This window comes from Pseudomonas sp. AC255 (assembly GCF_979258175.1).
In genome coordinates this window covers 1,520,122-1,540,597 of sequence record NZ_OZ409841.1, presented here as the reverse complement: position 1 = coordinate 1,540,597, position 20,476 = coordinate 1,520,122, and the positions used below count along the sequence as shown (strand labels likewise).

The 20,476-nt window shown below is 60.5% G+C and carries 18 protein-coding genes; 11 read left to right on the top strand and 7 right to left on the bottom strand.

Annotation, left to right across the window (positions count from 1 at the left end):
* Positions 1 to 46: 46 nt before the first annotated feature.
* Complete coding sequence (locus ACZZ0K_RS07220) at positions 47 to 697, bottom strand: GNAT family N-acetyltransferase (RefSeq protein ID WP_041477100.1); 651 nt, start codon at positions 695 to 697, stop codon at positions 47 to 49.
* A 324-nt stretch (positions 698 to 1,021) separates the two neighbouring features.
* Between ACZZ0K_RS07220 and xthA the strand changes: the two genes are divergently transcribed.
* Positions 1,022 to 1,834 (top strand): exodeoxyribonuclease III, encoded by an 813-nt coding sequence (gene xthA / locus ACZZ0K_RS07215; protein WP_258706925.1) that lies wholly within the window; start codon positions 1,022 to 1,024, stop codon positions 1,832 to 1,834.
* 179 nt (positions 1,835 to 2,013) lie between these two features.
* On the top strand, positions 2,014 to 3,348 hold the full coding sequence (locus ACZZ0K_RS07210; RefSeq protein ID WP_258706926.1) for a phosphate ABC transporter substrate-binding/OmpA family protein: 1,335 nt from the start codon (positions 2,014 to 2,016) through the stop codon (positions 3,346 to 3,348).
* 140 nt (positions 3,349 to 3,488) lie between these two features.
* On the opposite strand, the gene ACZZ0K_RS07205 is transcribed toward ACZZ0K_RS07210, so the two are convergent.
* Positions 3,489 to 4,718: an acyl-CoA dehydrogenase gene (locus ACZZ0K_RS07205; protein ID WP_024013435.1), complete on the bottom strand. Its 1,230-nt coding sequence runs from the start codon at positions 4,716 to 4,718 to the stop codon at positions 3,489 to 3,491.
* Between the two features lie 171 nt (positions 4,719 to 4,889).
* On the opposite strand from ACZZ0K_RS07205, the gene ACZZ0K_RS07200 reads away from it, so the two are divergent.
* The 3 genes from ACZZ0K_RS07200 (at position 4,890) to ACZZ0K_RS07190 (ending at position 7,461) form a co-directional block, all read left to right on the top strand.
* Positions 4,890 to 5,819, top strand: coding sequence for a LysR family transcriptional regulator (locus ACZZ0K_RS07200; protein ID WP_056788837.1), 930 nt, complete (start codon positions 4,890 to 4,892; stop codon positions 5,817 to 5,819).
* A gap of 199 nt (positions 5,820 to 6,018) precedes the next feature.
* Positions 6,019 to 6,417, top strand: a complete 399-nt coding sequence (locus ACZZ0K_RS07195; RefSeq protein WP_039763349.1) for a MerR family transcriptional regulator — start codon at positions 6,019 to 6,021, stop codon at positions 6,415 to 6,417.
* Between the two features lie 144 nt (positions 6,418 to 6,561).
* Positions 6,562 to 7,461, top strand: coding sequence for a hydroxymethylglutaryl-CoA lyase (locus tag ACZZ0K_RS07190; RefSeq protein ID WP_095182085.1), 900 nt, complete (start codon positions 6,562 to 6,564; stop codon positions 7,459 to 7,461).
* A 649-nt stretch (positions 7,462 to 8,110) separates the two neighbouring features.
* Here the strand turns inward: ACZZ0K_RS07190 and ACZZ0K_RS07185 are convergent.
* Positions 8,111 to 9,808: an AMP-binding protein gene (locus ACZZ0K_RS07185; protein WP_258706927.1), complete on the bottom strand. Its 1,698-nt coding sequence runs from the start codon at positions 9,806 to 9,808 to the stop codon at positions 8,111 to 8,113.
* 300 nt (positions 9,809 to 10,108) lie between these two features.
* Here ACZZ0K_RS07185 and ACZZ0K_RS07180 point away from each other — a divergent pair, with 300 nt between their 5' ends.
* The 4 genes from ACZZ0K_RS07180 (at position 10,109) to ACZZ0K_RS07165 (ending at position 15,864) form a co-directional block, all read left to right on the top strand.
* The gene (locus ACZZ0K_RS07180; protein ID WP_024013438.1) at positions 10,109 to 11,272 is read left to right on the top strand and encodes an isovaleryl-CoA dehydrogenase; all 1,164 of its coding nucleotides are present in this window, start codon (positions 10,109 to 10,111) and stop codon (positions 11,270 to 11,272) included.
* A gap of 107 nt (positions 11,273 to 11,379) precedes the next feature.
* Positions 11,380 to 12,984 carry a carboxyl transferase domain-containing protein gene (locus ACZZ0K_RS07175; RefSeq protein ID WP_056788823.1) on the top strand — a complete coding sequence of 535 codons (1,605 nt, stop codon included), beginning with the start codon at positions 11,380 to 11,382 and terminating at the stop codon, positions 12,982 to 12,984.
* A 118-nt stretch (positions 12,985 to 13,102) separates the two neighbouring features.
* On the top strand, positions 13,103 to 13,915 hold the full coding sequence (locus ACZZ0K_RS07170; RefSeq protein WP_258706928.1) for a gamma-carboxygeranoyl-CoA hydratase: 813 nt from the start codon (positions 13,103 to 13,105) through the stop codon (positions 13,913 to 13,915).
* Positions 13,915 to 15,864, top strand: coding sequence for an acetyl/propionyl/methylcrotonyl-CoA carboxylase subunit alpha (locus tag ACZZ0K_RS07165; protein ID WP_258706929.1), 1,950 nt, complete (start codon positions 13,915 to 13,917; stop codon positions 15,862 to 15,864). Before ACZZ0K_RS07170 ends, ACZZ0K_RS07165 begins: the two co-directional genes overlap by 1 nt.
* Positions 15,865 to 15,906: 42 nt before the next feature.
* On the opposite strand, the gene ACZZ0K_RS07160 is transcribed toward ACZZ0K_RS07165, so the two are convergent.
* Positions 15,907 to 16,566, bottom strand: a complete 660-nt coding sequence (locus tag ACZZ0K_RS07160) for a LexA family protein (protein WP_071172928.1) — start codon at positions 16,564 to 16,566, stop codon at positions 15,907 to 15,909.
* A 130-nt stretch (positions 16,567 to 16,696) separates the two neighbouring features.
* Here ACZZ0K_RS07160 and ACZZ0K_RS07155 point away from each other — a divergent pair, with 130 nt between their 5' ends.
* Positions 16,697 to 17,095: a DUF6124 family protein gene (locus tag ACZZ0K_RS07155; protein ID WP_056789870.1), complete on the top strand. Its 399-nt coding sequence runs from the start codon at positions 16,697 to 16,699 to the stop codon at positions 17,093 to 17,095.
* Positions 17,096 to 17,199: 104 nt separating this feature from the next.
* Here the strand turns inward: ACZZ0K_RS07155 and ACZZ0K_RS07150 are convergent, their stop codons facing one another.
* Positions 17,200 to 17,418, bottom strand: coding sequence for a hypothetical protein (locus tag ACZZ0K_RS07150; RefSeq protein WP_252882297.1), 219 nt, complete (start codon positions 17,416 to 17,418; stop codon positions 17,200 to 17,202).
* Positions 17,419 to 17,513: 95 nt separating this feature from the next.
* Between ACZZ0K_RS07150 and ACZZ0K_RS07145 the strand changes: the two genes are divergently transcribed.
* Positions 17,514 to 18,665 carry a M14 family metallopeptidase gene (locus tag ACZZ0K_RS07145; protein ID WP_252884485.1) on the top strand — a complete coding sequence of 384 codons (1,152 nt, stop codon included), beginning with the start codon at positions 17,514 to 17,516 and terminating at the stop codon, positions 18,663 to 18,665.
* A gap of 58 nt (positions 18,666 to 18,723) precedes the next feature.
* On the opposite strand, the gene ACZZ0K_RS07140 is transcribed toward ACZZ0K_RS07145, so the two are convergent.
* Positions 18,724 to 19,269 (bottom strand): cytochrome b, encoded by a 546-nt coding sequence (locus ACZZ0K_RS07140; RefSeq protein ID WP_252878530.1) that lies wholly within the window; start codon positions 19,267 to 19,269, stop codon positions 18,724 to 18,726.
* Positions 19,266 to 20,372, bottom strand: coding sequence for a catalase family peroxidase (locus tag ACZZ0K_RS07135; RefSeq protein WP_258706930.1), 1,107 nt, complete (start codon positions 20,370 to 20,372; stop codon positions 19,266 to 19,268). Before ACZZ0K_RS07135 ends, ACZZ0K_RS07140 begins: the two co-directional genes overlap by 4 nt.
* Between the last annotated feature and the right edge of the window lie 104 nt (positions 20,373 to 20,476).

Genomic DNA, 20,476 nt, shown 5'->3' with positions numbered 1-20,476 from the left:
GCTCGGGAGCCTGATAGAACAGGTAATTTGTGAAGAAGTTCGATCATTATCCCGTTGCTGTTTGTAACACCTGCGGATTGGCGTGGAAAAATACGTGTTCGCGCACCGGCCCGACGGCAACCTCGCCGATCTCCTGATAACCCTGCCTTTTATAGAATTCCAGGTAGCGCGGGTTGCCGGTGTCGAGCACCACGCCTTGCGATGTTTCATCAACGGCGCACCAGTTGTGCACGGCGGTGAGCAACTGTTCGCCGTAGTGCTTGCCCTGAAACTGCGGGTGCACACCGAGCAGCGGCAGCATGTGCACCGAATCACCCGGCACGCATGCAGCAACGGCATCGTGGTATTCCAGATAACGCCGGGTGCAGCGAAAACCGGTGCTGAGCACCATGCGCAGGCGCCATGCCCAGCTTTCGGTAACGCCCAGGCGCCGTTGCGGCGGTGCGATCAGGGCGATGCCGATCAAGCGATCGTTGACCAGCAGGCCGATCGCCGGCAGGTCCTGGAGAAAATGCTGTTTGACCAACTCGCGCACCGTGGCGCGCACCCGTTGTTCATAGCCGGGACGTTCGGCTTCGAACAGGTAGCCGAAGGTCGGCTCGTGGCGATAGGCCTGATACAGCAACGAGCGGGCTTCGCGCGAATAGCCGCGGTCGAGCATATGGATGTCGGCAACGGCGGTCTGGGTTTCAGGCATTGCAGTGATTCTCCCCGGGGGCGCGCTCGGAGGCTGGCGCGCTTGTTGGTACGAACCTTGGGCGGGTGATGTGGTTCCCCTGACAGGTTAGACCAGCCTCGGATCTTCATCGACTGGGGCGGGCCTCATCGCTGGCAAGCCAGCTCCCACAGTGTCTGCGTCGTTCACAACATTTACATACACCACAGAAACCTGTGGGAGCTGGCTTGCCAGCGATGGGGCCGGGACAAGCGCTACAAATCCCACAGGTGAAATTGATTTCTCCCACACTGGCCCATCTCCCCCATGTCAGCTAGCATCGCCCTTTTGCCAGGACTGCCGACCATGAAGATTGTTTCCTTCAACATCAACGGACTGCGTGCCCGTCCGCATCAGCTGGCAGCGCTGATCGAAAAACATCAGCCCGACGTGATCGGCCTGCAGGAAACCAAGGTCCACGACGACCAGTTCCCCCTCGAAGACATCCGCGCCCTCGGCTACCACGTGCACTTCCATGGCCAGAAAGGTCATTACGGGGTCGCCCTGCTCTCGCGCAACGAACCGATCGCCATCCACAAAGGCTTTGCCACCGATGAAGAAGACGCGCAGCGGCGGTTTATCTGGGGCACTTTTGCCGATGCCAACGGCGTGCCGGTGACGATCATGAACGGCTATTTCCCACAAGGTGAAAGCCGTGACCATCCAACTAAATTCCCTGCCAAAGAGCGTTTCTACAGCGACCTGCAAACGCTGCTGGAAAGCCAGTTCCACAATGAACAGCCACTGGTGGTGATGGGCGATGTGAACATTTCCCCGGAAGACTGCGACATCGGCATCGGCCCGGACAACATGAAGCGCTGGCTGAAAACCGGCAAATGCAGCTTCCTGCCGGAGGAGCGCGAGTGGATGGCGCGCCTGAAAAACTGGGGCCTGACCGACAGCTACCGTCACCTCAATCCCGACGTGAGCGACATGTTCAGCTGGTTCGACTACCGCAGCCGTGGCTTTGAAGATGAGCCCAAACGCGGCCTGCGCATCGATGTAATTCTGGCTTCCCATGGCCTGCTGCCACGGGTCAAGGACGCCGGCGTGGACTACGAACTGCGCGGCATGGAAAAGCCATCGGACCATGCGCCGATCTGGCTTGAGCTGGCCTGAGGGAATTTTCATTGTGGGAGCGAGCCTGCTCGCGAAAGCGGTGGATCAGCGACGAATTTTTCGACTGACACGCCGCCTTCGCGAGCAGGCTCGCTCCCACAGGTAATCCCCTGTCATATTTCGGTCACGCGCCTGACTTAATCTCCCCGGCAATCCCCTTGGCTTGATTCGGTGCCGGCATGACCCTGCGTGTTCTCTGCATTTTCCTGTTGAGTGGCTGGTTGTCGATCTACGCCGCCGCCCTGCCGATCCCCGAAAACGGCCCGGCTCTACGCATTCAGGGCTCCAACACCATCGGTGCCGATCTGGGTCCGGCGCTGGTCGAAGGCCTGTTGCAGCAACAAGGCCTGCTGAAAATCCACCGCGAAACCCCGGACACCGCCAACGAACAACGCATCGTCGGCCAGACCGCACAAGGGCAACGCGTCATCATCGAAGTCGCCGCTCACGGTTCCAGCACCGGTTTCGCTGCGCTGAAAAACGCCAGCGCCGATCTGGCCGCCTCTTCCCGTGAGATCAAGGACAGCGAACTGCTTGCCCTGCAAGCCCTCGGCGATCTGAAAAGCCCGGCGGCCGAGCAAGTCATTGCCATCGACGGCCTGGCGATCATCCTCAACCCGGCCAACCCGCTTGAGCAGTTGAACACCGAGCAACTGGCGCGGATTTTTGCCGGCGAAGTGAAAACCTGGGAAGAACTCGGTGGCCGTGGCGGCGCCATTCATTTATATGCGCGGGATGATCAATCGGGGACGTACGACACGTTCAAGGAACTGGTCCTGAGCCGGCGTGGGAAAAGTCTCGGCAGCGCGGCGAAGCGTTTCGAATCCAGCGAGCAATTGTCCGATGCGGTCAGCAACGATCCGCAAGGTATCGGCTTCATCGGCTTGCCCTATGTGCGTCAAGCCAAAGCCGTAGCGATTGCCGACGGCGCGTCGCAAGCGATGCTGCCGCTGAACAGCCTGATCGCCACCGAAGACTATCCGCTGTCGCGGCGCTTGTTCTTTTATCTGCCGCCGGACAGCCGCAATCCGTGGGCGCAGGCGTTGGCCAGCTTTGCCCAGAGCCCAGAGGGTCAGGCGATCGTCGCGGCCAGCGGTTTTGTCAGCCAGACCGTACAAGCCATGAGCGTGGCGCCGAATGCGCTGATGCCCGAGGGTTACCAATCCCTCAGCCGGCATGCCCAGCGTCTGACAGTGAATTTCCGTTTTGCCGAGGGCAGCGCCAGTCTGGACAACAAGGCGCGGCAGGATCTGGCGCGGGTGCTCGACTATATAAAGCGCAATGGCAAGACCGAACGGGCGGTGACGCTGGTGGGGTTTGGTGATTTGAAGGATGACCCGGCGCGGGCCGATCTGCTGTCGAAGCTGCGAGCGATGGCGGTGCGGCGCGAGCTGGTCAGGAACGGTGTGGTCATGCGCGAAGTACGCGGCTTTGGTGCGCTGATGCCGGTGGCGACCAACAGCGCGGATGAGGGGCGGATCAAGAACCGGCGGGTTGAGGTTTGGGTGTATTGACTCAGCCCCTGCTGTGGTGAACCTGCTTAGGCCATCGCGGGCAAGCCCGCTCCCACAGGTTCGATCGTGAACACGAGATTTCATGTTCACTGTAGATCCTTGTGGGAGCGGGCTTGCCCGCGATGAACGATAACGCGGTATTACTGGCCGCTACGCATCATCTCCTTCGGCACATACTTGCCGATCTCGAACTTGCCAATCGCCGCGCGGTGCACTTCGTCCGGGCCGTCGGCCAGACGCAGGGTGCGCTGCATCGCATACATGTAGGCCAGCGGGAAATCGTTCGACACCCCTGCCCCACCGTGCATCTGGATAGCGCGGTCGATCACCCGCAGGGCCACGTTCGGTGCGACGACTTTGATCTGCGCAATCTCGCTTTTCGCCACTTTGTTGCCGACGGTGTCCATCATGTACGCCGCTTTCAACGTCAGCAGACGCGCCATGTCGATCTCCATCCGCGAGTCGGCGATCTTGTCGATGTTGCCGCCCAGACGCGCCAGCGGTTTGCCGAATGCGGTGCGGCTCACCGAGCGTTTGCACATCAGTTCCAGCGCACGCTCGGCCATGCCGATCGAACGCATGCAGTGGTGAATGCGGCCTGGGCCAAGGCGACCCTGAGCGATTTCGAAGCCGCGTCCTTCACCGAGCAGGACGTTTTCGTACGGCACGCGAACGTTGTCGAACAGCACTTCGGCGTGACCGTGCGGTGCGTCGTCGTAGCCGAACACCGGCAGCGGACGGACGATTTTCACCCCGGGGGTGTCGACCGGCACGAGAATCATCGAGTGCTGGGCGTGACGCGGCGCGTCGGGGTTGCTCAGGCCCATGAAAATCAGGATCTTGCAGCGCGGATCGCAGGCGCCGGAAGTCCACCATTTCTTACCGTTGATCACCCACTGATCGCCATCGCGCACGGCCCGAGCGGCCATGTTGGTCGCGTCGGAAGATGCCACGTCGGGCTCGGTCATGGCGAACGCCGAACGGATCTCGCCGCGCAGCAGCGGCTCGAGCCAGCGCTGTTTCTGCTCTTCGTTGGCGTAGCGCACCAATACTTCCATGTTGCCGGTGTCCGGCGCCGAGCAGTTGAACGGCTCCGGCCCCAGCAGGGAACGGCCCATGATTTCCGCCAATGGCGCATATTCGAGGTTGCTCAGGCCGGCGCCCAGCTCGGACTCAGGCAGAAACAAATTCCACAGACCCTCAGCCTTGGCCTTGGCCTTGAGCTCTTCCATGATTGCGGTCGGCTGCCAGCGATCGCCCTCGGCGACCTGGCGTTCGAACACCGCTTCGGCCGGGTAAACGTAAGTGTCCATGAACGCAGTCACGCGCTCACGCAGTTCCTGAACCTTGGGCGAATAAGCGAAATCCATGGGTAGTTACCTTCTCGGGCAGAGGTTGTTCAAGTCATGCAATCGATGCTAGAACAGCGCTGATCATTTACCTAGCCTATTCTCGGCGTGTATAAACATTCATCACCAATATATGATCCGCTGATCGTCAGCCCCAAAACACTTGCACTTAATAACAAGAGAAGCCGCGTTATGAATCTGAGCAAGGTCGACCTGAACCTTTTCATCGTCTTCGACGCGATCTACACCGAAGCCAACCTGACCCGCGCCGGGCAGATTGTCGGCATCACCCAGCCGGCGGTGTCCAATGCCCTGGCGCGGTTGCGCGAAACCTTCAACGACCCGCTCTTCGTGCGTACCGCTCAGGGCATGGTGCCCACGCCGATGGCGCAGAACATCATCGGCCCGGTGCGCAACGCCCTGTCGCTGCTGCGCGTGTCGGTGCAGGAAAGCCGCATCTTCAACCCGGCGCAGGCGGCCAAGACTTACCGCATCAGCATGACCGATTTGACGGAGGCAATCATTCTGCCGCCCTTGTTCCAGCGTCTGCGCCGCCTGGCGCCGACGGTGATCATCGAAAGCTTTCTGTCCAAGCGCCGGGAAACCACCAAGGAACTGGCCGCCGGGCGTCTGGATTTCGCCGTGGATGCGCCGCTCAACACCGACCCGCAGGTACGCCACGTCAAGCTGATGGACGACCGTTACGTCTGCGCCATGCGCAAGGGCCATCCAATGGCGGGCAAGGAAAAACTCAGCCTCGATGACTATTTGTCGCTGACTCACATCCATATTTCCAGCCGCCGCAGCGGGCTGGGCTATGTCGATCTGGCGCTGGGCAAAATGGGTATCCAGCGCAAGATCGCCCTGCGCTCGCAGCACTATTTGATGGCTTCGCAAGTGATGCAGCAGACCGACATGGTCATGACCGTGCCGGAACGCTTCGCCCGCCGCCATGATCTGCAATCGTTCAATTTGCCGGTGAATGATGTGCCCTCGGTGGAAACGCACCTGTATTGGCATGAGAGCACCGACCAGGACCCGGCCAACCGCTGGATGCGCGAGCAGATGATCGAGTTGTGCCAACAGGTGACGGCGCAGGAGAAGAAGCTGGAGAAGGTGTAGGGCTTTTTTACCGCGTTATCGTTCTTCGCGAGCAGGCTCGCTCCCACAATGAATTGCATTTCATCTGAAGGAACGCGGTCGAATGTGGGAGCGAGCCTGCTCGCGAAGAGGCCTGTACGGACACCCCAAATCCATCCCGCTTGACGTAAACGTAAACCACCGATTAGCTTAGCGCCATGCCCCTTTTCCGAGCGCTTTCATGAGCAGTCAGACCTACAGCATTTCCGATCTCGCCCGCGAGCTGGACATCACCACCCGGGCGATCCGCTTTTATGAAGAGCAAGGCCTGCTCAGCCCCGAGCGTCGTGGCCAGGAACGTATCTATTCGCCGCGCGACAAGGTCACCCTGAAGCTGATCCTGCGCGGCAAGCGCATCGGTTTTTCCCTTGCCGAATGCCGCGAGCTGATCGAACTCTATGATCCGTCCGGCGGTAACACCAAACAGCTCAACAGCATGCTGGCAAAAATCAGCGAACGCCGCGAACAGCTCGAACAGCAGTTGCTCGATATCGAACAGATGAAGCTCGAGCTGGACACTGCTGAAGAGCGCTGCGTGCAGGCATTGGAGCAGACGCTCAAGAGCCAGCAGGCGGTCTAGCCAACACTGGCGCCCCTGTGGGAGCGAGCCTGCTCGCGAATGCATTCTGTCATCCAACATTAACGGTGACTGATCCACCGCTTTCGCGAGCAGGCTCGCTCCCACAGGGTTCTTCGTGAACTAAAAAACAGGCAGGTCCCACCCATGTCCCTCCCCTCCCAAGTACGCCTGATCGAAGTCGGCCCGCGCGATGGCCTGCAGAACGAAGCCCAACCGATCAGCGTCGCTGACAAGGTGCAACTGGTCGATGCCCTGAGTGCCGCCGGGCTCGGCTACATCGAAGTCGGCAGTTTCGTTTCGCCCAAGTGGGTGCCGCAGATGGCCGGCTCCGCCGAGGTGTTCGCGCAAATTCAGCGCAAGCCCGGCGTGACCTACGGCGCGCTGGCGCCGAACCTGCGCGGCTTTGAAGACGCGCTCGCCGCCGGGGTCAAGGAAGTCGCGGTGTTCGCCGCCGCCTCCGAGGCGTTCTCGCAGCGCAACATCAATTGCTCGATCAGCGAAAGCCTGGCGCGGTTTGCGCCGATCATGGAGGCCGCCAAACAACACGGCGTTACCGTGCGCGGTTACGTTTCCTGTGTGCTGGGCTGCCCGTATGAAGGCACGGTTGCGCCGGAGCAAGTGGCGCTGGTCGCGCGCGAACTGTACGCGATGGGCTGCTACGAAGTGTCGCTGGGCGACACCATCGGCACCGGCACGGCGGGCGCGACCCGGCGCCTGTTCGAGGTGGTCTCGGCGCAGGTGCCACGGGACAGACTCGCCGGGCATTTCCACGACACCTATGGCCAAGCCATGGCCAATATCTATGCCAGCCTGCTCGAAGGCATTGCAGTGTTCGACAGCTCTATCGCCGGCCTCGGCGGCTGCCCGTACGCCAAAGGCGCGAGCGGTAACGTTGCGACCGAAGACGTGGTGTACCTGCTCAATGGCCTGGGCATCGAGACCGGTATTGATCTGAACGCCTTGATTGCTGCGGGCCAGCAGATCAGTGCAGTACTCGGTCGTCCAAGCGGTTCGCGAGTGGCCAAGGCACGCAGCGCGCAGTGAGGTGTTACCGCTGGATCAGTGAAGTGGGCAAAAGCGAGTAACACGGAAACAAATTGTCTGGCTTTGCCCGGGAGTGAAAAAGCCAGAAAAACCTAAGTCACTGATTTGTAAGGCTTTTTAAAAGTTGGCACGACACCTGCTATCTCTATGGCATAACAAGAATAAAAAGCCGCAAACCAATAAAAACAAGACGAAACGACTCTGACATAACAAGAACAACACGGCAGAGACGCAGCTAACAGATTTTTTTGGAGAAGGTGTGCTTTTCAGGGTGCTCTCAGGAGTGACCCGCAACCGGGCAGAGAACAATAAAACTACCTTCAGGTAGCTCCCGAATCGGTTGGATCGTTAACGAGAAAGCAGATCAGCGCTCAAAAAAATACGTTTGCTCTTGACCCCGGATGGGGGTCGCCAAAAGCTGTACAGGGCCACGGTTGCCAAAAACAACAACAGACCGACCCTCAATAATAAAAAGAGCACGCAACGACAAATTAAAGGGGAGCTTCGGCTCCCCTTTGTGCTTTCTGTGATTCCTGAATCCCCCGATCCCTGTGGGAGCTGGCTTGCCAGCGATTGCGGTAGAACATTCAACATTGATGCTGGCTGACCTGACGCCATCGCTGGCAAGCCAGCTCCCACAGGGTTTAGGTTACCGCTCGGTTGTTTTCAGCTCCTCGATACTGATCTCACGCATCCTGAATTTCTGGATCTTGCCCGTCACCGTCATCGGAAACGCGTCGACGAATTTGAAGTAACGCGGTGTCTTGAAATGGGCGATGCGCTCCTTGCACCAGGCTTGCAGCTCCAGTTCGGAGGCGCTGTGGCCGGGGTGGAATTTGATCCAGGCGACGATTTCCTCACCGTAGCGCGAGCACGGAATACCGATCACCTGCACGTCCGCCACCGCCGGATGGGTGAAGAAGAATTCCTCCAGCTCACGGGGATAAACGTTCTCGCCGCCACGAATGATCATGTCCTTGTTACGCCCGGCGATGTTGACATAACCCTCCTCGTTCATGCTCGCCAGGTCGCCGGTGTGCATCCACCCCGCCTCATCGATTGATTCGGCGGTGGCCTGCGGATTCTTCCAGTAGCCGAGCATCACGCTGTAGCCGCGCGTGCACAATTCGCCGATGGTGTTGCGGGGCACCACGTTGCCAGCGGTGTCGATGATCTTGCTTTCCAGTTGCGGCTGGGTGCGGCCGACGGTGGTGACGCGCAACTCCAGCTCATCCGCCGGCCCGGTCTGCAACGACACCGGACTGGTTTCGGTCATGCCGTAGGCGATCTGCACTTCGCTCATGTGCATTTCGTTGATGACCCGGCGCATGACCTCGATCGGACAGGTCGCGCCGGCCATGATCCCGGTGCGCAGGCTCGACAGGTCGAAGGTCTGCCGCTGCGGCTGATCGAGCATGGCGATAAACATGGTCGGCACACCGTACAGCGCCGTGGCTTTTTCTTCGGCGACCGCTTGCAGGGTCAGCGCCGGATCGAAAGCGTCGTTGGGGTAGATCATCGTGCTGCCATGGGTGACGCAACCGAGGTTGCCCATGACCATGCCGAAGCAGTGATACAGCGGCACCGGAATCACCAGACGATCGGCAGTCGTCAGGCCGAGGCTTTCGCCGACCATGTAGCCGTTGTTGAGAATGTTGTAGTGACTGAGGGTCGCGCCCTTGGGGAAACCGGTGGTGCCGGAGGTGTACTGGATGTTCACCGGTTGATCGAAATGCAGACTGGCGCTGCGTTCGCGCAATTGATCGGGCGAGACGCTGACGGCCAGATCGCTGAGCTGCGACCACGGCAGAAAACCGGGCGGCGGATTGGCATCGAGGCTGATCACGCCGCGCAACTCCGGCAGGCGTTCGCTACGCAGCTGACCGATGGCGTGCTCAGCCAATTCTGGCGCCAGGCCCTGGAGCATTTCGTGGTAATTCGAGGTCTTGAACGCTCCGGCACAGACCAGCCACTGGCAGCCGGATTGCTTGAGCACGTACTCGAGTTCGGAGCTGCGGTAGGCGGGATTGATGTTGACCAGGATCACGCCGATCTTCGCCGTGGCGAACTGAGTGATGCACCACTGCGCGCAATTCGGCGCCCAGATACCCAGGCGATCTCCGGTCTGCAAGCCCAGCGCGAGCAAGGCCCTGGCCTGCTCATCCACCGCGTCGGCCAGTTGCCGCCAGGAGTAACGCAACTGTTGATGGCGCACCACCAAAGCCTCGCCGTCCGGGTATTGCGCGACAGTCTGATCGAAGCGCTGACCGATGGTCATCGCCAGCAGGGCTTTGTCCTGCGAGCCACGGGTGTAGCTGCGCTGCGGGTTTGCACTGGGTAGATCCATGACGACCCCTATTGTCTTTATTAGTGGGTTTTCCCGGTTTTGAATCCCTGTGGGAGCGAGCCTGCTCGCGAATACGCTGCGTCATTCAGCCTTGAGGGCGACTGATACAGCGCTTTCGCGAGCAGGCTCGCTCCCACCAGAAACAAACCGATATCTGATCCTGAACTGTCCTTACTCTCGCCCAAGTTGACGCTTACGTAAAGCCGATTGACAGTCGAACTGTGGAAGCTTTACGTTAACGTAAAGCTGAACGCCGATTCGTCGTGCGCTCCACCCGATAAAAAAGCCAAAAGGTGCCTCATGAGCTATCCATCCCTGAATTTCGCCCTCGGTGAAACCATCGACATGCTGCGCGATCAGGTGCAGTCCTTCGTCGCCGATCAGATCGCCCCGCGCGCCGCGCAGATCGACCACGACAACCTGTTCCCCGCCGACATGTGGCGCAAATTCGGTGACATGGGCCTGCTCGGCATCACCGTGCCAGAGGAGTACGGCGGCGCAGGTCTGGGTTATCTGGCGCATGTGGTGGCGATGGAAGAAATCAGCCGTGGCTCGGCGTCGGTGGCGTTGTCCTATGGCGCGCACTCCAACCTTTGCGTCAACCAGATCAACCGCAACGGCAACCACGAACAGAAAACCAAATACCTGCCGAAGCTGATCAGCGGCGAGCACGTCGGCGCCCTGGCGATGAGCGAGCCCAACGCCGGTTCCGACGTGGTCTCGATGAAGCTGCGCGCCGACAAACGCGGCGATCGCTTCGTCCTCAACGGCAGCAAAACCTGGATCACCAACGGCCCTGACGCAAACACCTACGTGATCTACGCCAAGACCGATCTGGAAAAAGGCCCGCACGGCATTACTGCATTCATCGTCGAGCGTGACTGGAAAGGCTTCAGCCGCAGCAACAAGTTCGACAAGCTCGGCATGCGCGGCTCCAACACCTGCGAGCTGTTTTTCGATGACGTCGAAGTACCGGAGGAAAACATTCTCGGCGTGCTCAACGGTGGCGTGAAAGTGCTGATGAGCGGCCTCGATTACGAACGCGTGGTGCTTTCCGGTGGCCCGACCGGGATCATGCAGTCGTGCATGGACCTGATCGTGCCGTACATCCACGACCGCAAGCAGTTCGGCCAGAGCATCGGCGAATTCCAGCTGATCCAGGGCAAAGTCGCCGACATGTACACCCAGCTCAATGCCAGCCGTGCCTATCTGTACGCGGTGGCCCAGGCTTGCGAGCGCGGCGAAACCACGCGCAAGGACGCTGCCGGGGTGATCCTCTACACCGCCGAACGCGCCACGCAAATGGCCCTCGACGCGATCCAGATTCTCGGCGGTAACGGCTACATCAACGAATTCCCCGCCGGCCGCCTGCTGCGCGACGCCAAGCTCTACGAAATCGGCGCAGGCACCAGCGAGATCCGCCGCATGCTGATCGGCCGCGAACTGTTCAACGAGACGAAATGAATTTCGTCAGCTGCAAGCCGCAAGCGACAAGCTGCAAGAGAACCACGCTCTTGCCCCAACTTGCAGCTTGCCGCTTGTAGCTGGAAGCTGCTTACGGAGTAAGCCCCATGATTCTGCACACTCAGCTCAACCCGCGTTCAGCGGAGTTCGCCGCCAACAGTGCGGCGATGCTCAAACAGGTCGACGCGCTGCACACCTTGCTCGCCCAAGTGGCGCAGGGTGGCGGTGTCAAAGCGCAGGAACGCCACACCTCGCGGGGTAAATTGCTGCCGCGCGAGCGCATCAATCGCTTGCTTGATCCGGGCTCGCCGTTTCTCGAAATCAGCCAACTGGCCGCCCATGCGGTTTACGGCGAAGACGTGCCGGCTGCCGGGGTGATCGCCGGGATTGGTCGCGTTGAAGGCGTCGAGTGCATGATCGTCGCCAACGATGCGACGGTGAAAGGTGGCTCGTATTACCCGCTCACCGTGAAAAAACACCTGCGCGCGCAGACCATCGCCCAGCAGAATCGCCTGCCGTGCATTTATCTGGTGGATTCCGGTGGGGCCAATCTGCCGCGTCAGGACGAAGTGTTTCCGGATCGCGAGCATTTCGGGCGGATCTTCTTCAATCAGGCCAACATGAGCGCCATGGGCATCCCGCAGATCGCCGTGGTGATGGGCTCGTGCACCGCTGGCGGCGCGTATGTGCCGGCGATGGCGGACGAGGCGATCATGGTGCGCAACCAGGCGACGATTTTCCTCGCCGGCCCGCCGCTGGTGAAAGCCGCGACCGGCGAAGTGGTCAGTGCCGAAGATCTGGGCGGCGCCGATGTGCACTGCAAGACCTCCGGCGTGGCCGACCATTACGCCGAGAACGACGAACACGCCCTCGCCCTCGCCCGCCGCAGCGTCGCCAACCTCAACTGGCGCAAGCTCGGCGAGGTGCAGCAACGCACGCCGATCGCGCCGCTGTACGCCAGCGACGAGTTGTACGGCGTGGTTCCGGCTGACGCCAAGCAGCCATTCGATGTGCGCGAAGTGATTGCGCGGCTGGTCGACGGCTCGGTGTTCGATGAATTCAAAGCGCTGTTCGGCACCACGCTGGTCTGCGGTTTCGCGCACTTGCACGGCTACCCGATCGCGATTCTGGCAAACAACGGCATCCTCTTCGCCGAAGCCGCGCAGAAAGGCGCGCACTTCATCGAACTGGCCTGCCAGCGCGGCATCCCGCTGCTGTTTCTGCAGAACATCACCGGTTTCATGGTCGGCCAGAAATACGAGGCCGGCGGCATCGCCAAGCACGGCGCGAAACTGGTGACCGCGGTGGCCTGCGCCAAGGTGCCGAAATTCACCGTGATCATCGGCGGCAGCTTCGGTGCCGGCAACTACGGCATGTGCGGGCGCGCTTATGATCCGCGTTTCTTGTGGATGTGGCCGAACGCGCGGATTGGCGTGATGGGCGCCGAACAGGCCGCCGGTGTGCTGGTGCAGGTCAAACGCGAACAAGCCGAACGCAGCGGTCAGGCGTTCAGCGCCGAGCAGGAGACCGAGATCAAGCAGCCGATTCTTGATCAGTACGAAGAACAGGGTCACCCCTATTATTCCAGCGCACGGCTGTGGGACGACGGCGTCATCGACCCGGCGCAGACCCGCGATGTATTGGCCCTGGCCCTGTCCGCGTCGCTGAACGCGCCAATCGAACCGAGCCGCTTCGGCGTGTTCCGGATGTGATGTTTTTGTGGGAGCGAGCCTGCTCGCGAATGCGCTCTGTCAGGCGGCGGATAGATCGACTTATACCCCGCTTTCGCGAGCAGGCTCGCTCCCACAAGAACCGTGGAGACAGATGAATATGAGCGACTTCAATACCCTCGAACTGCAAACCGATCCACGCGGTTTCGCGACGCTATGGCTCAATCGCGCCGAGAAAAACAACGCCTTCAACGCCGAGATGATCCGCGAACTGATCCTCGCCCTCGACAAGGTCGCCAGCGATTCGAGCCTGCGTTTCCTGCTGCTGCGTGGGCGCGGCAAGCACTTCAGTGCCGGCGCCGACTTGGCGTGGATGCAGCAATCGGCGGAACTCGATTACCACACCAACCTCGATGACGCCCGCGAACTGGCCGAGCTGATGTACAACCTCGCCAAGCTGAAAATCCCCACTCTGGCTGTGGTTCAGGGCGCGGCGTTTGGTGGCGCGCTGGGCTTGATCAGTTGCTGTGACATGGCGATCGGCGCCGATGACGCGCAGTTCTGCCTGTCGGAAGTGCGCATCGGTCTGGCCCCAGCGGTAATCAGCCCGTTCGTGGTGCAAGCGATCGGTGAGCGTGCGACGCGGCGCTATGCGCTGACTGCCGAGCGCTTCAACGGGCAGCGGGCGCGGGAGATTGGCTTGCTCGCCGAAAGCTATCCTGCGGCTGAACTGGAGCAACAGGTCGAACAGTGGATCGACAACCTGTTGCTCAACAGCCCCGCCGCGATGCGCGCCAGCAAGGACTTGCTGCGCGAAGTCGGCAACGGCGCGCTGACCCCGGCCCTGCGCCGCTACACGGAAAATGCCATCGCGCGGATTCGCGTCAGCGCCGAAGGCCAGGAAGGCTTGCGCGCCTTCCTGCAAAAACGCCCACCGAACTGGCAAGCCGCACCCACCAAGGAGTCGCGTTGATGAGCGCACCTGTGATTACCACCCTGCTGGTGGCCAACCGTGGCGAAATCGCCTGCCGCGTGATGCGCACCGCTAAGGCCTTGGGCCTGACTACCGTCGCTGTGCATAGCGCCACCGACCGCGATGCGCGCCACAGCCGTGAAGCCGATATCCGCGTCGATCTGGGCGGCAGCAAGGCTGCCGAGAGTTATCTGCAAATCGATAAATTGATCGCCGCCGCCAAGGCCAGCGGTGCCCAGGCGATTCATCCCGGCTACGGTTTTCTCTCGGAAAACGCTGGATTCGCCCGCGCCATCGAAGCCGCCGGGCTGATCTTCCTCGGCCCGCCCGCCTCGGCCATCGACGCGATGGGCAGCAAATCCGCCGCCAAAGCGTTGATGGAAAAGGCCGGTGTGCCTTTGGTGCCGGGCTATCACGGCGAGGCGCAGGACCTCGACACCTTCCGCGAAGCCTGCGAACGCATCGGTTATCCGGTGCTGCTCAAGGCTACGGCCGGCGGCGGTGGTAAAGGCATGAAAGTCGTCGAGGATGTCAGCCAACTGGCTGAAGCCCTCGCCTCGGCGCAGCGCGAAGCGCAATCGTCGTTTGGCGACTCGCGGATGCTGGTGGAAAAGTATTTGCTCAAGCCACGTCATGTGGAGATTCAGGTGTTCGCCGATCAGCACGGCAACTGCCTGTATCTCAACGAGCGCGACTGCTCGATCCAGCGCCGTCACCAGAAAGTCGTCGAAGAAGCCCCGGCGCCGGGCCTGACGCCCGAGCTACGCCGGGCAATGGGCGAAGCGGCCGTGCGTTCGGCGCAGGCGATCGGTTATGTCGGCGCCGGCACCGTGGAGTTTTTGCTGGATGCGCGCGGCGAGTTTTTCTTCATGGAGATGAACACGCGGCTGCAAGTCGAGCACCCGGTGACCGAAGCAATCACCGGGCTCGATCTGGTCGCCTGGCAGATTCGCGTCGCCCGTGGGGAAACGCTGCCGATCACTCAGGCGCAGGTGCCGCTCAATGGTCATGCGATCGAAGTGCGCTTGTATGCCGAAGATCCGGCGAATGATTTCCTGCCGGCCACCGGGCGTCTGGACTTGTATCGCGAATCGGCGCAGGGACCGGGGCGGCGGGTGGACAGCGGCGTTGAGGAAGGTGACGAGATATCGCCCTTCTACGACCCGATGCTCGGCAAGCTGATTGCCTGGGGTGAAGATCGCGAACAGGCGCGCTTGCGTCTGTTGAGCATGCTCGACGAGTTTGCGATTGGCGGGCTGAAGACCAACATCAATTTCCTGCGCCGGATCATCGCGCATCCGGCGTTTGCGGCGGCAGAGCTGGATACCGGGTTCATTCCGCGCTATCAGGAGCAATTGCTGCCAGCACCAGGCACGTTGAGCGATGAGTTCTGGCAGGCGGCGGCGCAGGCGTTTGCGCAGAGTCTGCCGCAGCGTGCTCGGGCGGATGATCCCGCTTCGCCGTGGGCTTCAGGTGGCGGATTGCGAGCAGGTTTGCCGGCGCAAATCACCTCGCATTTGAGTTGCGAGGGACAGGATCGCGCGTTGACCTTGAGAACTGCGGCCCATGCAAAACTGCTGGGCGAAGCACTAATCGTCGAGCATGACGGCGTGCGCCGCACATTGCGGGCGATTCGTCAGGCTGGCGCGTTGTATCTGGAATGGGACGGCGAGTTGCGGCGCATCGAGGCGTTCGATCCGATCAGTGCCGTTGAAGCCAGCCACAGCCATCAGGGCGGTCTGACCGCGCCAATGAACGGCAGCATCGTGCGCGTGCTGGTCGAAACGGGACAGTCGGTTGAGGCCGGGGCGCAACTGGTGGTGCTGGAAGCCATGAAGATGGAACACAGCATCCGCGCGCCGCAGGCCGGTGTGATCAAAGCGCTGTATTGCCAGGAAGGCGATATGGTCAGCGAAGGCAGCGCTTTGGTTGAACTGGAAGAGGGATGAAATAAAAGGGTCGATCCTGGCCTTGCGCGAGGATCGATCCGTTCAGTAACGCGCCGTTGCCTGAACCACTACGCCGATGATCCGGCATTCATCGGTGAGCAGGGTTTTCGGCCAGGTCGGATTGAGCGGCACCAGGTAACGCTGGCCGGCCTGCTCGTCGAGTTTGCGGAAAATCGCTTCTTCGCTGTCCGGCCACTGGGCGATCACCAGTTTGCCTGGCACCGCCTCCAACTCCGGATCGACCAGAATCAGCATGCCCTCGGCAACGCTCTGCCCGCTCGGCGCGGTCATCGAATCCCCCGTCACCGTCAGCCAGAACGCCGCACCGCCGCGAGCGTGGTAATCCGTCAGTTCGAAGCGCTGCTTCGCTGATGCTCCGGGATAGCTCGCCGCAGTGTCACGCACTTCGCACGGTGCACGCCAATCGCAGACCGGATAACGGAAGTACGGGTTGTACTTCTGCGCCAGCGGCATCTCGTCTTCCGGCGTCGGCTGCGGTTCGCGAATCACCAGAACGACTTCAAGGAAGTCCATTCCCAGCGCCTTGAGCACGCGGTTCATTTCGGTAACACCGGGTTCGCGACGCTTGTTCAGCCAATGACCGATCCCGCCCTGGGACATGCCGACGCGCTCTCCGAGCTCTGTTTGAGTGACTTTGAGTTCACTCATCTTGGCCTTGACCAACTCAATCCATTTATCCATGTGCCGCACCTTACGCGGACGTCTTCGACCGGCAAAACACATATTGTAGTATTTAAATCCTAGTCACAAATACAGGCGGTACTATCCTAGAGGAACGGACTTTCAATCGAACATGGAGTGACGTTTCATGATGAACATCAGCAGCAAAGACATGCCCGATCTGCAAATTGACACCAGCTTCACCTCCCCTCAGGGCAATGCCGCCGCACAGCGCGCGCTGGACTACTACTTGAAACCGACTGTTTCGAAATCCGAGACGGACGAACGTTTTTTCAATGTCAAAGGCCATCTCAGCGGCGAGGAAGCACTGGTGCATGCCTCGGATCTGTTGCGATGTGCGGCCGCCACCGCGTTCAAGGCCGCAGAAAACCTGCAAGGCACCAGTCGCGATCTGGCCTTTTCGGTGGTGCACATGGTGGATATGGCGCGGGCGATGGTCGACCATTCGATCGACAACGATGAAGTCACGGCGGACAAGGTACGGGCGGACAGGAAAGAATTTTCCCATCGCGCAGATAAAAACATTTGACTTGCAAATGATAATGATTATTATTGCAAGCAGCTGGTCGCGAGATCAGTCGATGGACCAGAGACCTTAGGTCGGTCTTCTGGACTATCTCCTCATCAGGCTAATCACGGTTTTTGACCCGGCTTTTTGCCGGGTCTTTTTTTGCCCGTTTTTCGGGCTTGTGTCTTCAGGCTAATGAAGTCTTTGGGTGCTGCAAATTCGATGGCGCGGATAATATCAAAAGAATATTGATTGGCAAGCCGAGCCCAGCCACATTGGGCGAAACTAATGGCAATCAGCACTTGAGAATCAATCGCATAGCCTCTAAGCTGCTGGAGCGTCACGGAAGACGCCCCCCGCTACACCCGCGATTCCCCTCGGTTTCAGCCCTGCCTGCGTGTAAAGTACCGGTCATAAAAATCCTGATCAGGAACCGACCATGACCGTGGCCAAATCTTCGTTCGACATCAGCGCCAATTTCGACAGCGGCAATATCCAAGTCATCGATATCAGCAACCCGCTCAGTCCCGTCCTGGCCATCCGCCCGGACACCCGCAGCGCTCATTTTCAGTGGTTCCACTTCAAGGCCAGCGGCCTGCATGTGCACCAGGAACACTGGTTTCGCCTGGTCAACGCCAGCCAATCGACCTACAGCAAAGGCTGGCCGGGCTATCAAGCGGTGGCGTCGTATGATCACGTCAACTGGTTCCGCATCCCCACCAGCTTCGAAGGCGACAGCCTGCGCTTCTGCCTCGAAGCGGAACAGACCCACGCCTGGTTCGCCTACTTCGAACCCTACAGCCGCGGCCGCCACGACTGGTTGATCGAGCAAGCGCTAAGCAAGGCTGGCACCGAATTGCTGGCGACCGGCAAAAGTGTCGAGGGCCGCGACATTCAGCTGCTGCGCAAAGGCACCGGTGCCGAAGGCCAGCGCAAAATCTGGATCATCGCCCAGCAGCATCCGGGCGAGCACATGGCTGAATGGTTCATGGAAGGTGTGATCGAGCGTCTGGAACGACAGGACGATCCGGTATTGAACAAACTGTTGGCCAGCGCCGATCTTTATCTGGTGCCGAACATGAACCCGGACGGCGCGTTCCACGGCCACCTGCGCACCAACGCCATGGGGCAGGACTTGAACCGGGCCTGGCAGAGCGCCAGTCAGGACATCAGCCCGGAAGTGCTATTCGTTCAGCAGCAGATGCAAAAGTATGGCGTCGATGCGTTTATCGACGTACACGGCGACGAAACCATACCTCACGTTTTCACCGCCGGCTGTGAAGGCAATCCTGGTTTTACGCCGCGCATCGAAAAGCTTGAAGAGCATTTCCGCAGCCACTTGAAGCACACCACCAAAGACTTCCAGACCACCTATGGCTACACCCGCGACGAACCGGGACAGGCCAACATGACCCTGGCGTGCAACAGCGTCGGGCAGAAATACGACTGCCTGTCGCTGACCCTGGAGATGCCGTTCAAGGACCACGACGACCACCCGGACAAGATCACCGGCTGGTCGGGCAAACGTTCCAAGCAATTGGGCAAGGATGTGCTGACCACCTTCGCCGACATGGTCGACACCCTGCGCTGATCCCCTCCCTGCAACAACAAAAGATCGCGGCCTGTCCGCGATCTTTTGCTTTAACCGGTCAGCCGCGATCGCGCCCGCGCAACATGCTGTCGAGCACTTCGTCACGCCGCACCCAGCCATGGAACAGCGCCGCCGCCAAGTGCAGCAGCACCGTCAGAAACAGCAGATACGCCAGATAGCCATGGGACTTGCGCAGCAATGCAAACAGTTGCGCATCGGCCGGCACAATCGACGGCAGATGCAGCGACGCCGAGAGCATCACCGGCTCGCCCGAGGCACTGATCATCGCCCAGCCGAGCAACGGCAACACCAGCATCAACGCATACAACAAGACGTGGGAAGCCTTGGCTGCGAGCACCTGCCAGCCCGGCAGATCATCCGGCAGCGGCGGTTGGCGCGTGGTGAAGCGCACCAGCAGGCGCACGATCACCAGCGCCAGAATCGCGATGCCCAGCGGCTTGTGCAGATGAATCAGCCATTCATGGCGAGACGACACCGAAGTGACCATGCCCGCGCCGATAAACAGCATAGCGATGATCATCAGCGCCATCAGCCAGTGCAGCAGGCGCGCCAGCAAAACGAAATGCGTCGGTTGCTTGTTCATGGACGAGCCTCCTGTTTGGCGGCGGGCAACTGGCTGACTTCGCTGGTGCGACGCAGGTAGGAATCGGCATAGCCGGCAGAACGCGCGGCCAGCAGTGGATCTTCCGAGCCTTGAATCCCGGCCGGCAGCACCAGCGGATCGTAGTTGATGTCACGGCACTCGCCACTGAGTTGCGGCTGGGTCTTCTCCAGCACCAGGGTTCCGGCGTTCAGCACTTTGCGATCTGCGGGCCAGGTCTTGCTGGCATCGTTCACCGGGTCACCGGCGTTGGCCAGGGTGATGTTCAACTGAAAGCGCAAGGGTGCGGCGGCCAGGCGTTGCACCAGATCCTTCTCGAGAAAGTCCGCGCCTTCAGGAGCCGTGGCACCCGCCGCGTCCTGCGCCAGCGGCGTCATGCTCCAGCGTACGGCCTGTTTTTTACCGTTGCCATCGACCAGATAGAACGCATTGATGCTGTTATAGGTTTCGGTGGCGTAGCTGGCCGAAGGCTTGGCGGTCTTCACCCACGTCAGAAACGGCACGGCTTCCGGATGTGCGGCAAAAAACGCCGGCACCTTCGTCGGGTCTGGCTTGCCGGTGGCTGGATCCGGCGACTGCGCCTGCTGCAATTGGTAGAACGCTTCGGGCGTGCCCACCGGAAACACCGGCATGCTGTTCATCCCGGTGCGCCATTGCTGACCGTTCGCCTGGGTGAAGCGCAGCGCCAGGCTGCGGATCGGTACGGCGCTGTCCGGCGCGTAGGGATTGCCGGCCGGCAAGGCGAAACGCCCCACCACCGGTGTCTGTGGCAGGTTGAACAGCTGTGCCGTGGAGAACGCGCGCGCCTCGCCGCTGCTTTCGAAATGGCCGATCACGCAGACACCCTTGGCGTGATTGCGACGAAAGCCGGGATGCACGCCGTTGTTCTTTTCCAGCACATCGACCAACGCTTTTGGCGTCAATCGTTGCGGGTCAAGGTTGCCATGCACGTAGGCAAACGCCCCGGCCACGGCGGCGACAATCACGGCAATGCCGCCCAGACGTAAAACCAGGCTCGCGGCGCTCAGTGGCTGGCGCGGCGGCCTGCCGGGCGGTGCAGCGTTGGGGGACGAGCGATCAACCATGAATATCTCCAGGCCATCGGCCACAAGTGGAAAGAGTCAGCAAGACGCACCCCGTCCGGGTTTATTCCACGGCGCGGTATTTATTTTTGCGCACGGGGAATAAC